Here is a 13,437-nt window from a genome sequence, read left to right on the forward strand (position 1 = left end):
CTGGAAGGTAACGAAGCAAGATAGCGAATCCAAGACCTGGAAGCATACGACCTGCAAGAGTCAAACCGTCTGCAACCCATTGGTATTCTTTAACAAGGTTTACAACACCTTGTACGAATTCTCCACCGAAAGCAAGGGCGAAGAATACTGGAAGGGCACGAGATAGAGCCCAAGGAAGCGCACCAAGAAGATAGTTACGTTCGATACCTTTGTAGTCAAAGCGTTCGATCGCAGCATCAATACGGTGTGCAAAGAAAGTAGTTGTCATACGTCCAAGAACGTCGAAGTATGTCAAAAGTGCTGCTACTGGTACAGCGATTGTTGTAATCGCAAGGTCTGTATCAATACCTTGAGAGATAGAGAATGCTGTTGCAAGAACCGCACCAGAAGTTGCGTCGATACGAGAAGCACCACCGAAGGTACCAACCCCGAGAACGAACAACTGCAAGCTACCACCGATAAACAAACCAGTTGTCACATCTCCCATGATCAAACCAGTAATGAAACCAGCGAATACAGGGGAACCTGCAGATGAAACGATTGTCAACTCATCACAGATTTGATAAGCTGAGTACAAAGTGAGAAGTAAAATTTGCCACCATTGTATCATAACAATGACCTCCTAAAAATTTTTTCCTATTTTAATAAGCTCAAAAAGTCTGAAACTGGATCATTTGGAACCATTTGAGCAGTGAGTTTCACACCTTTTTCTGCTAGTTTGTGGAAATCTTCCACATCCTTGTCTACCACATTGATAGAACGTGTGATAGAGCGAGTTTCTGGTGTTTGAGACATATTGCCGACGTTGAGTGTTTCAAGCGGTACACCTGCTTCGACCAAACCAAGGAAACGGTCTGGTTTACGTGCAACGATAAAGAGACGTTGGCTATCGTATTTACCAGCAAGGATATTTGCTGCTGCTTTCTCAACTGGCAAGATACTGAGTTTCACACCTGGTGGTGTCGCAAGTTTCAAACCACTCTTTTCAATATCGTTGTTAACAACTTCGTCGTCTACAACCATAATGCGTGAAACATTTAGTTTTCCAGCCCAAAGATTGGCTACTTGACCGTGGATCAAACGTCCATCGATACGGCATCCTACAATTGTCATAAGTTTTCCCCCTTTATGTGTTTTAGTGTAGGTTTACGAGTTAAATGAATCTCTTCTTTATATTCGCCCTCAGTTTCAAAGATGATGATGCGGTTAGCACCCTCCTTGAGATAGCTATGAGGGATATAAAGTGAGAGGGTCGGGCCGACGTTCCAGAAACGCCCTAGGTGACGCCCGTTGACAAAGGCAACTCCCTTACCAAAATCAGACAAGTCTAAGTAGGTATCCTTCGGCTCTTCAACAGTAAAGTCGAAAGCGTAAAAGGCTGGTTGTCCTTCTGTCCATCCTTTTGAAAAATCAATCTTCTCAGGATTATCCAGTGGCAGTGGATATTGTTTCCAATTCAGTAAGAAATGTAGATCCTTGCAGACACCTGTTCGAATTCCTTTACGTTGCGTATCTGCCAAGAACTTATGTCCGTAGTTGACACGCCCCATATTTTCAATCAAGATGTCAATCTCTGAAAAGCCTTCTCGGTTGCCTTGACAGTAGATATCTTCACCAATCTCTGTCTGGTATTGAGTAGCAATCCATTGACCATCTACAAAGAGTTGAGCTCGGTCACGTCCATCGATGATACGGAGACGTTCCTCTTCTGCATCCCAACTTGCCTCCGTGCGGTAGAGAAGGTAGCCATAACTTTGACCAAGTTCTTCCATCGCTTTTGGATAGAGGCTTTCAGTAGGACTAGAGAGGTTATCCAGGGTTTCAAACAAGGAAACTTTTTCGACCAATGGAATGGACCCTATCTCCATGCTTTCCTTATAGAGTGGTTCCAACTGTGGATACTCTGGGAAGTGGGTTGCCATCATCTTCTTGACTGCTAAGTATTTAGCAGTTGGATTTCCTTCTTCATCGAGAAGGGCATCATAGTCGTAAGATGTGACTTGTGGCAAATCCAGAGTTCCTCGAGCTGAGCAGCCATTCATGAAACCAAAGTTTGTTCCACCATGGAACATGTAAAGGTTGATAGAGCCTTGCTCCAATACCTCTCGAACAGCTTCTGCCAATTCTTTAGGATCCCGTGTGATGATGGGTTCTTTCCAACGGTTGAACCAACCATCCCAGAATTCCATACACATGAGGGGCCATTTCTTGTCATGCTCATCAAAGAATTCCTGCATCTGTGAAAAGTTGTACGGAGCTTTAGAACCGAAGTTTCCTGTCACAAAGAGGTCGTCTTCAATCAAGGTTCCGGCTTTCAGAGTAGCCCTCCATGGGCCATCTGAAGTAAAGAGTGGGCAATCAATCCCTCGGTCTTCCATTAATTTTCGAATTGCTCGTAGATAAGACTTATCTTCTCCATAAGAGCCATATTCATTTTCGACTTGCATCATGAGAATGTTTCCGCCGTTATCCAACAAGCGAGGCACAAGCCTTGGCAATAATTGGTCATAATAGCGAGCAACAGCCTCGATGTAGGCCGGGTCGGACGAGCGAATTCGCATGTCCTTTGTCAAGAGCCAAGCCGGCAAGCCACCAAATTCCCATTCCGCACAGATAAATGGAGACGGGCGTACAATGGCATAGAGACCCAAATCTTGTGCAATTTGAAGAAATCTCTCCAAATTTCTGGCACCTTCAAAATCAAACTCCCCTTCAACAGGTTCGTGTAAATTCCAAGCCACATAGGTCTCGACTGTATTAAAGCCAAGCGCCTTTAAGTTATAGAGAGAATGATACCAATCCTCTGCTGGAATCCTAAAATAATGAATGGCGCCGGACAAAATCTTGAACGGTTTTCCGTCTAAATAGAAATCGTCCTCAATTTTAAATCTGGTCATGTTATTACCTCTGACGAATTAAGTTTGCGCTTTCATTTATTATAATATTAACTATAATCAAATCTTTTGCATTTGTCAATAGGTTTTAGAAAATTATTTAAAATTTTTCTATTTTTTTACTTACCGTTTACCGAAATTATCTAAAAATAGCATGAAAACGATCTTTTTATGTATGATAATTCACAAGAACATCAAATGAATTTTTTTACATGTAAAATAACATTTTTAGTCTATTATTTTAATTTTTTGACCTTAATACTACTCTTTTCTTTATATTTGTGGTAAAATCAAAATTGGAGAAAGAGAATCGAGGTGAAATTTATGGCTATTCCTAAATACCAATATATTAAAGATGAATTAAAAAACAAAATCATCTCTGGTCAATTTGCAAGTGGAGATAAATTTTATACAGAAGCCGAATTGATCGCGATGTACGATGTGAGTTCAATCACAGTTGTTCGTGCCTTGAACGACCTTGCTAAAGACGGCTACATTGTCCGCCAACAAGGTAAAGGTACTTTCGTCTCACGTGCCCGCAAGCACAAACTCGTTGAGTTTTCAGATGTCGAAATCTTTGAAACAAAAGACGATAAAGTTACTGTCCTTTCTATCGAGCGCGGAAACAAACTTGAATATTTAGATAAACTTGGACTACGTGGAGATCAATTCTACTATAAGATTGAACGTATTCGTCAGACAAACGACGTAACATACATCTACCACACATCTTATATTCCTGAGCAATACATCAATGCCAACTATCCAAATCTTGACTATTATAGCTCTATCTATACACGTTTCAAATTGGATTACCGAATTCACATGAGTGATGAACATTTTGAGGAAATCAACGAAATCGCATTCCCAACACCAGAGCATGCTGCTTCTGTACTCGGAATCGATACACAATTCCCAACTGTCTTCCAAACGAAGACTACAAAACTTGAGGCCACTGGCCAAGTCCTTGCCTATAGTGAAACTTATAAGCGAGCAGACTACTACAAAATCAAATTCATCTCATGTAACCGAGGTCATTAAGAAAAAGCCTGAGCCTAGCTCAGGCTTTTTCTCTATTCATTATAGCACGAGAAAGAAGTTGTGAAAACGCTATGAAGGGCTCTTATTTAATTAGTAGCATTTTTACTAAAAACAAGTTAAATTTTCGTTTGGTTTTTCCTCTGTTTTATCCCTTATTAGCAAATTTCTCCTAAATCTTATGATTTCCTCTATTTATTATAGTTCTTATATAAACCCACTTGACATTTTACTCCTTAGATAATAAAATAAAATTGGTTTTATGTAAACGCTATCATATATGATAATAACAAGGAGGTTTTGTCATGAAACTAGAAAAGAAACAGCGCTTCTCCATCCGTAAATACGCGGTTGGGGCAGCTTCTGTACTTATAGGATTTGCTTTTAGCGTCCAAGTCGTATCTGCCGACGGGATTACTCCAGCTCCAACAGCTGAAGAAACTGTCCAAACGATTCAGGAGAGTCCACAAGCAGTCAAAGAAGCTGTAGACTCCAAGGTTCCAGAAAAACTGGAAGAAAAAGCTGACGAGCCTGTAAAAGAGGAGGTCAAAGAAGACAAGGAGGCTCCTCGAACAGTTGCTCCAAAAACAGAAGAGTCAAGCGCACCAGTTGTGACAGAAAATGCTGCTCCAACTCCTACTGCCGAGAAAGAAAGCCCTGCCCCAGCTGAAACTCCTGCCGAAAGTACTCCTTCAGAAAAGAAAAATGAAGCTGTCACACCTGCAGTAGCCACTCCTAGCACGGAACGAGCAGCTCAGGTAAATGAAAAACTGGCAAAACGAAAAATGATCTCAATCGACGCTGGACGCAAGTACTTCTCTCCAGACCAACTAAAAGAAATCATCGACAAAGCCAAACACTACGGTTATACTGATCTTCATCTACTAGTTGGAAATGATGGCATGCGTTTTATGTTGGACGACATGACGATCAAAGCCAATGGCAAAACCTATGCAAGTGACGATGTCAAACGTGCACTCGAAAATGGAACCAATGCCTACTACAAAGATCCAAACGGCAACCATTTGACAGAGAGTCAGATGACGGACTTGATCAACTATGCTAAAAACAAAGGCATTGGTCTCATCCCAACTGTAAACAGCCCTGGTCACATGGATGCGATTTTGCATGCCATGAAAGAACTAGGTATCCAAAAACCGAACTTCAACTACTTTGGTAAGGAATCTGCTCGTACCGTTGACCTTGATAACAAAGAAGCTCTTGCATTTACCAAAGCTCTGATCGACAAGTATGCTGCTTACTTCGCTGGCAAAACTGACATCTTCAACATCGGGCTAGACGAGTACGCCAATGATGCTACAGACGCTAAAGGCTGGAGCGTTCTTCAAGCCTATAAATGGTATCCAGAAGATGGATTCCCAGACAAGGGTTATGATAAATTTATCGCCTACGCCAACGACCTTGCTCGCATCGTCAAATCTCACGGCCTCAAACCAATGGCCTTTAACGATGGTATCTACTATAATAGCGACACTAGCTTTGGAACCTTTGACAAAGACATCATCGTTTCTATGTGGACTGGTGGATGGGGCGGATACGACGTCGCTTCTTCTAAACTTCTAGTTGAAAAAGGCCACCAAATCCTTAATACCAACGATGCTTGGTACTACGTCCTCGGACGAAATGCCGATGGCCAAGGATGGTATAACCTCGACCAAGGACTCAATGGTATCAAGAACACTCCAATCACTTCTGTACCAAAATCTGATGGGGCTACTATCCCGTTCATCGGGGGTATGGTAGCTGCTTGGGCGGACACCCCATCTGCACGCTATTCACCATCACGCCTCTTCAAACTCATGCGTAGCTTCGCAAATGCCAATGCTGAATACTTCGCAGCTGACTATGAGTCTGCTGAGCAAGCCCTGAAAGAAGTGCCAACAGACCTTAACCGCTATACTGCAGAAAGTGTCGCAGCTGTCAAAGAAGCTGAAAAAGCCATTCGCTCACTCGATAGCAACCTCAGCCGTGCCCAACAAGACACCATTGACCAAGCAATCGCGAAACTCCAAGAAGCTGTCAGCAATTTGACCTTCACACCAGAAGCTCAAAAAGAAGAAGACGCGAAACGTGAAGTTGAAAAACTTGCCAAGAACAAGGTAATCTCCATCGATGCCGGACGTAAGTACTTCACGCTCGACCAACTCAAACGCATCGTAGACAAGGCGAGCGAACTCGGCTACTCTGATGTGCATCTTCTCCTAGGAAATGATGGACTTCGCTTCCTCCTTGATGACATGACCATCACAGCTAACGGCAAAACTTATGCAAGTGACGATGTCAAAAAGGCCATCATCGAAGGAACAAAAGCTTACTACGATGATCCAAACGGAACCACTCTTAGTCAAGCTGAAATCACTGAATTGATCGAGTACGCAAAATCAAAAGGCCTCGGACTCATCCCAGCGATCAACAGCCCAGGTCACATGGATGCCATGCTCGTCGCTATGGAAAAACTTGGAATCAAGAATCCTCAAGCCAACTTTGACAAGGTCTCCAAAACAACCATGGACCTTGAAAACGAAGAGGCCATGAACTTTGTCAAAGCCCTCATCGGCAAGTACATGGACTTCTTTGCAGGCAAGACAAAGATCTTCAACTACGGTACAGACGAATATGCCAATGATGCCACCAACGCGCAAGGCTGGTATTATCTAAAATACTACAATCTCTATGGTAAGTTTGCTGAGTACTCTAACACTCTTGCTGCCATGGCCAAAGAAAGAGGCCTTCAACCAATGGCCTTCAACGATGGTTTCTACTACGAAGACAAGGATGATGTTGAGTTTGACAAGGATGTCATCATCTCTTACTGGTCTAAGGGATGGTGGGGTTACAACCTTGCAACGCCTCAGTACCTAGCAAGCAAAGGTTACAAACTCCTCAACACCAACGGAGACTGGTACTACGTGCTAGGTAATCACAAACCAGATGAAGCTTACCCACTATCAAAAGCACTTGAAAACTCTGGCAAAGTACCATTTAACCAGCTTGCATCTACCAAATATCCTGAGGTAGACCTTCCAACCGTCGGAAGCATGCTTGCTATCTGGGCAGACAGACCAAGTGCTGAGTACAAGGAAGAAGAAATCTTTGAACTCATGACTGCCTTTGCAGACAATAATAAAGACTACTTCCGCGCTAACTACAATGCCCTCCGTGAGGAACTTGCTCAAATCCCTGCAAACTTGGATGGATACAGCAAGGAAAGCTTGGAGGCCCTAAATGCAACGAAAGAAGCTCTCAACTACAACCTCAACCGTAACAAACAAGCCGAGTTAGACGCTCTCGTAGCCAAACTCAAGGCAGCCCACCTAGGCCTCAAACCAGCAGCAACCCACTCAGGAAGCCTTGATGAAAATGAACTAGCTGCCAATGTTGAAACCAAACCGGAACTCATCACAAGAGCAGAAAAGATTCCATTTGAAGTTATCAAGAAGGAAAATCCGAACCTCCCAGCCGGTCAGGAAAAGATCATCACACCAGGTGTAGAGGGCGAACGTACTCATTACATCTCTGTCCTTACTGAAAATGGAAAACAAACAGAAACGGTTCTAGATAGCCAAGTGACCAAAGAACCTGTGACCCAAGTGGTTGAAATCGGCGCCCCTATTACTCACAAAGGAGATGAAAGTGGCCTTGCTCCAGCTGCCGAAGCGAAACCAAGGCTGGATATCCAAGAGGAAGATATTCCGTTCACTACTGTGACACGTGAAAATCCACAATTGCCACTCGGACAAACGCAAGTCATCGTTACTGGTGTAAATGGTCGCCGTACGATTTTCTACTCTGTCAGCACTACTGCTGACGGCAAGGAAGAAAGAACACTTGTCAATAGTGCGGTATCGCAGGAAGCGGTCGCTCAGGTGGTCGAAGTCGGAACTGCCGTTGAGAAAGCTGAGCAAGCTGAAGCAACTACTAGCAAAGCAGATGAAAAACAACTCCCTGCAACAGGAAGTCAAGAATCTGCAGGCTTGGTCGCAGCAGGACTCATAGCCACACTGGCAGCCTACGGACTCACTAAGAGAAAAGAAGATTAAACCCCTTCGATAAGCATACAAAAAAAGCGAGATTGAATCTCGCTTTTTATTGTTAGGATTAATCACCAAGTCCGATACGTTCAAAGATATCATCCACACGTTTAGTGTAGTATGCAGGGTTGAAGATTTCGTCGATTTCCTCTTGTGTAAGGCGCGATGTCACTTCTGGATCTGCTTCGAGAAGCGGTTTGAAGTCTACTTGGTTATCCCAAGAATAAGCTGTTTTTGGTTGCACCAAGTCATAGGCTTGCTCACGGGTCATGCCTTTTTCAATCAAGGTCAACATCGCACGTTGGCTAAAGATAAGACCGAAAGTTGAGTTCATGTTGCGGATCATGTTTTCTGGGAAGACCGTCAAGTTCTTGACGATATTTCCGAAACGGTTAAGCATGTAGTCAATCAAAATGGTCGTATCTGGTGTGATAATACGCTCAGCTGATGAGTGAGAAATATCACGTTCGTGCCAGAGAGCGACGTTTTCATAGGCCGTAATCATGTGACCACGGATAACACGCGCAAGACCTGTCATGTTCTCAGAACCGATCGGATTGCGTTTGTGAGGCATTGCTGAAGACCCTTTTTGACCTTTGGCAAAGAACTCTTCCACTTCGCGCTGCTCAGACTTTTGCAGACCACGGATTTCCGTTGCCATACGCTCGATGGAAGTCGCGATGCTAGCAAGAACTGCAAAGTACTCAGCGTGAAGGTCACGAGGAAGGACCTGTGTAGAGATTTCTTGGGCACGGATACCCAATTTGTCGCAGACGTATTTTTCAACGAATGGTGGAATGTTGGCAAAGTTCCCAACCGCACCAGAAATCTTACCAGCTTCTACACCAGCAGCCGCATGCTCGAAACGTTCGATATTGCGCTTCATTTCGCTGTACCAAGTGGCCAATTTAAGACCAAAAGTTGTCGGCTCAGCGTGCACACCGTGAGTACGCCCCATCATGATGGTGAACTTGTGCTCCTTAGCCTTGTCAGCGATGATGTTGGTGAAGTTTTCAAGGTCACGACGGATGATGTCGTTGGCCTGCTTGTAGAGGTAACCGTAAGCAGTATCCACCACGTCGGTAGAGGTCAAACCATAGTGGACCCACTTGCGCTCTTCACCAAGAGTCTCAGAAACCGCACGTGTGAAGGCAACCACATCGTGGCGAGTCTCTTGCTCAATCTCTAAAATGCGGTCGATGTCAAAGTCCGCCTTCTCGCGAATCAAAGCCACATCTTCCTTAGGGATTTCCCCCAACTCAGCCCATGCCTCGTCAGCCAAGATTTCCACCTCAAGCCAAGCACGGTATTTATTTTCTTCACTCCAAATATTCGCCATCTCAGGGCGAGAGTAACGGTTGATCATATTTAAGATATTAAGGGCGTTAAGCGGACACCGTGAAAATAGGAAATTTTGAGCAGAGCGACTTGCGCTCCAACAAAATTATCTTTTTCACACGGTCCGTAGCCCGCATTCAGTTAGGGGAATACGGTGCCCTTGTTCCTTTCTATTTTTTTGGTTTGATACAGAATTTAGGTAGCCCGAGCTCAAATACTCGGACACCCTCATACTTTCTATTGTAAATTTTGTTTTGAAAGAAAGTCCATAGCCCGTATTCGGTTTAGAAAATACGACTGCCCTGTTCCTTTCTGTCTTAGTATATTTTTTGAATAGTGTTTCAAAATATAATTTTACTTCTTAGCTGCCTTCCAATGGGAATTAAAGTGTTTTTCTAAATTAACGTCTTTGAAGCATTTCTTCATCATTGCAATAATTTGTTCTCTGCCTTTCCCGTTTAACTCTGATTGTAAATCATCGATAGAGTGTGAATTTACATTAAATAATTTTTGTGCTTCTCGATTACCTTGATAAAAATTATCTATTCTATTGAATTTTGTAAAAGTCTCTATAATTCTCCTAATTGAATTCAACATTAGATCAGGTTTGCCATTGTTGTATAGGAATCCTAATTCTTTCCATAGCAACTCGTAACTTGTACCGAAATCTTGCCCCTCTGATTCTAAAACTTTTATAGAGGTTGTAGAACTTTCTTTCTGAAGTCTAATGAACTTGTCTCCTACCCTATCTCCACCATTTTTATCTTTACCATCCTCATATAAACGATTATACTTCACATTGATATAAAAATGAGAATTATGAGTCATAATTACAAGTTTATCATTTGTTTTATTCTTATCAATTGGTTTCATCAATTCTTGAATTTCAGTAATGATAATGTATTGCATCATATCATCATTAGAGTCCATCGGGTCATCAAAAATTATAACTTTATCAAGTGGATTATCGATTTGTTCATCAAGTTTTTCTATAAAATATAAAAAACCGATAATATTTTTTTCCCCTTCAGATAGTGTTCCTATATCTCTATATACGTCAATATTTTCAGACTTGCTTTTTATTCGATAGTACCCTTGGTGCATACCAGCATCAGGCTCAATATGTTCTAATTGAAAATCAACATATAATTCCAACTTTTTATTTATATTAGTAGCTAACTTCTTCTCAGATTTAGTTTTTTCCACTTCTTTCGATATTTTCTCACGAATCGAAGAAATCGTCTGCTTTATTTTTAAAATTTCACAGTCATTTGCTTCTGAACTGCGTACAGATTCATCTAGCTTATCCTGTATAGCTTTTAATTTATTTTTCTCTGTTGCTAAATCAAACTTCTCAACATATGCATCAATCAAATCAAATCTCAATAAATCTTTGGAGAATTTTTTTAATCTAGAAATATCTTCTGCATTATTTTTCTCAACAATTTTATTATACCTTTCAATTATATCTTTACCTGAATCCGGTAATTTTAATTCCTCGAAAGTCAATGTTGAAAATAATTTAGTAGACTTCTCTATCATTTTTTCCTTAAGTGATAATAGAAATTTTACCTGTTCCTTTTTTATGTTGTCCCATTTTTTTTTGATTTCACCTACTTCATTAGCGAATTGACTATAAAAATCTTCATTAGCAATTACAACCTTCTCAACTAGAACTTGTGCTTCACTAATTCTATCAATCTGATCATTAATAGCGACTTCAAATTCTTTAATCTTTGATGCTGAGAAAAAAGTTTCCAATTCAGCAAATGTTTCATCAGGAATATTACTTCCACAAAAAGAGCAGACATCCCCACGTTCATGTAACTCTAGACCCTTTTGAGCAAAACTAATTTTTGGATCAGAATCAAGTCGCTTAACTACTATCTCTTCTTCAACTTTTTTCACAAAAATATCTCTTGTATCTTCAAAAATTTGTAGAAAATTAATCTCTGGCAATTTAATTAGACTGGCATTTTTCTCATCAATTTTTAGATACTCTTTACATTTATTTCGTTCATCTACAGATAAACGAAAAGCATACTTTATTTCTGCTTTAAAAGTAGGCTGATTGTAAGAAGTGCTAGCTATATGTAAATCATTATTTTTTATTTCTCTGGCAGAAGAACTAAAAAAATTGTTTATTTTATTTTCCTGAGCTTTTAATTCTTTATTTAGAGAATTTTTTTCTAAGGTCAAGGATTGTTTAATTTCCTCATATCCTCGTTTTTCCTCTACGAAGTTAGCTATTTCGCTCTCAAATTTTTCAATATTTCGCTGAGCAGAAACATTTTCTTCACCAAGAGTAACAGAATTTAGTCTTCCGTTTGCAATTACACTCTTTAAACCTTGGTAAATTCTAATATCTTTGTCAGTAATCTGTTCTTTAACCAATTTAGTAATGGTACTCTTACCGGTCCCGTTCTTCCCAAAAATAAAATTAACTGGTTTATCCAATTCTATCTCATTGATATCAAACAATTTCTCATTAGATAAATCTATTTTCATAACAACTTATTCCTCTTCACAACCTTTTACTTTACTATGCTAAGCTAAAACTCCCCCACGTTTTCTGCATCCCCCAACACGGTCACATGTCCCATCTTGCGGTTGTGTTTCGCTTCTATTTTACCATACATGTGGAGGTGGGCGCTTGGATTTTCTTTGACATATTTTTCAGCGATCTCGACATGCTGGCCGAGGACATTGAGCATAACAGCAGGCGCATGTAGGTTGATGGCTGGCAATGGTGCTCCGAGAACGCCCAAGATATGGGTATCAAACTGAGAGAAGTCGCAGGCTTCGATTGAGTAGTGACCTGAATTGTGTGGACGTGGCGCAATTTCATTGACAATGATATCATCAGCCGTCGCAAACATTTCCACACAAAGGGTTCCAGACAGGTTGAGCTGTTCTGCGATTCGCACAGCCATGGCTTTGGCTTTCTCAGCTAGACTTTCTGAAATGCGAGCTGGCACAATGGTCTTAGATAGGATATTGTTTCGGTGGATATTTTCCTGAACTGGGAAAACCGTCACGTCCTTGCCATTCCCAGAAACGATGACGGAAATTTCAAGGTCAAAGTTGATGAACTCTTCCAAGACGCAGTCTGCAGAATCAGCCAGCGCATAGGCTTCTTCCAAATCTTCTGCTAAGCGAATGACCTTTTGTCCATGCCCATCGTAGCCACCCGTCGCCGTCTTGAGGACATAGTTTTTCGATAGGTCAATATCTGTCAAGTCTTGGCTAGAAGTCACGACTTTGTAGGGTGCCACAGTGACTTGTGCCTTGTTTGCGAGAAAGTCCTTTTCAAAGATGCGATTTTGAGAAATGCGGAGTAGGTCTGTCCCTTGAGGGAGTTGTCCCTCCTTGATAACAGCATCCAAACCGTCAGCATCAACATTTTCAAATTCATAAGTGAGGAAATCGCAACGCTCAGCCAACTGACGGAGGGCATCCACATCGTTATAAGGTGCCACGATGATTTCCGCAACGCGAGAGGCTGGGCAATCCGCCGCAGGATCCAGCGCGATGACCTTGTGCCCCATATAAATGGCAGAAATAGCCATCATCTGACCCAGCTGACCACCACCGATAATTCCGATTGTTTTAGATGAGCTCATTTGTAGACTCCTCAGCGATTTTTCCTTGTTCTTCTGCGAAATCTGCCAAAGCTGTCGCAATAGCCTGATCCTCTACTGACAGGAGACGGAGGGCAAAGAGAGCGGCATTGGTCGCACCTGCCTCACCGATAGCCATGGTTGCGACTGGTACGCCACCCGGCATCTGAACGATAGAATAGAGCGAGTCCACGCCACTAAGAGCGCGCGACTTGACAGGTACACCGATGACAGGAAGGGTTGTTTTAGCAGCAACCATACCTGGCAAATGGGCTGCGCCACCTGCACCTGCGATAATGATCTTGATGCCACGGCTACGAGCTTCCTCTGCATGTCTGAACATGAGGTCTGGAGTACGGTGGGCAGAGACAACTTTCTTTTCGTAGGCTACACCAAAGCGTTCTAAGACTTCGGCGGTTTTTTGCATGGTTGCCCAGTCGGATTTTGAGCCCATGATGATGGAAATAATTGGTTTAGTCATAATTTTTCCTTTTC

At 42.0% G+C, this 13,437-nt stretch carries 9 protein-coding genes; 2 read left to right on the forward strand and 7 right to left on the reverse strand.

Going from position 1 to position 13,437, the window contains the following annotated elements:
* The 3 genes from PCY17_RS09755 to PCY17_RS09765 all read right to left on the reverse strand — a co-directional run.
* The coding region (locus tag PCY17_RS09755; RefSeq protein ID WP_301393618.1) for a PTS mannose/fructose/sorbose/N-acetylgalactosamine transporter subunit IIC at positions 1–610 on the reverse strand (610 nt) is incomplete at its 3' end.
* Positions 611–636: 26 nt separating this feature from the next.
* The gene (locus tag PCY17_RS09760; protein WP_000156968.1) at positions 637–1,113 is read right to left on the reverse strand and encodes a PTS system mannose/fructose/N-acetylgalactosamine-transporter subunit IIB; all 477 of its coding nucleotides are present in this window, start codon (positions 1,111–1,113) and stop codon (positions 637–639) included.
* Positions 1,110–2,897 (reverse strand): beta-galactosidase family protein, encoded by a 1,788-nt coding sequence (locus PCY17_RS09765; RefSeq protein WP_125418739.1) that lies wholly within the window; start codon positions 2,895–2,897, stop codon positions 1,110–1,112. The genes PCY17_RS09760 and PCY17_RS09765 overlap by 4 nt, the downstream gene beginning before the upstream one ends.
* Before the next feature lie 321 nt (positions 2,898–3,218).
* Between PCY17_RS09765 and PCY17_RS09770 the strand changes: the two genes are divergently transcribed.
* Complete coding sequence (locus tag PCY17_RS09770) at positions 3,219–3,935, forward strand: GntR family transcriptional regulator (protein ID WP_001007181.1); 717 nt, start codon at positions 3,219–3,221, stop codon at positions 3,933–3,935.
* Between the two features lie 302 nt (positions 3,936–4,237).
* On the forward strand, positions 4,238–7,993 hold the full coding sequence (gene strH, locus PCY17_RS09775; RefSeq protein ID WP_301393624.1) for an LPXTG-anchored beta-N-acetylhexosaminidase StrH: 3,756 nt from the start codon (positions 4,238–4,240) through the stop codon (positions 7,991–7,993).
* A gap of 58 nt (positions 7,994–8,051) precedes the next feature.
* Here the strand turns inward: strH and purB are convergent, their stop codons facing one another.
* The 4 genes from purB to purE all read right to left on the reverse strand — a co-directional run bounded on the left by purB (position 8,052) and on the right by purE (position 13,423).
* Complete coding sequence (gene purB, locus PCY17_RS09780; protein ID WP_214614935.1) at positions 8,052–9,350, reverse strand: adenylosuccinate lyase; 1,299 nt, start codon at positions 9,348–9,350, stop codon at positions 8,052–8,054.
* A gap of 326 nt (positions 9,351–9,676) precedes the next feature.
* Entirely contained in the window at positions 9,677–11,830 is a 2,154-nt protein-coding gene (locus PCY17_RS09785) for an AAA family ATPase (RefSeq protein ID WP_070567952.1), read from the reverse strand.
* A 44-nt stretch (positions 11,831–11,874) separates the two neighbouring features.
* A complete protein-coding gene (purK, locus tag PCY17_RS09790) occupies positions 11,875–12,945 on the reverse strand; it encodes a 5-(carboxyamino)imidazole ribonucleotide synthase (protein WP_301393632.1) in 1,071 nt (356 codons plus the stop codon).
* A complete protein-coding gene (purE, locus tag PCY17_RS09795; RefSeq protein WP_301393635.1) occupies positions 12,932–13,423 on the reverse strand; it encodes a 5-(carboxyamino)imidazole ribonucleotide mutase in 492 nt (163 codons plus the stop codon). The genes purK and purE overlap by 14 nt, the downstream gene beginning before the upstream one ends.
* Between the last annotated feature and the right edge of the window lie 14 nt (positions 13,424–13,437).

It is taken from the genome of Streptococcus sp. SO2 (assembly GCF_030440025.1).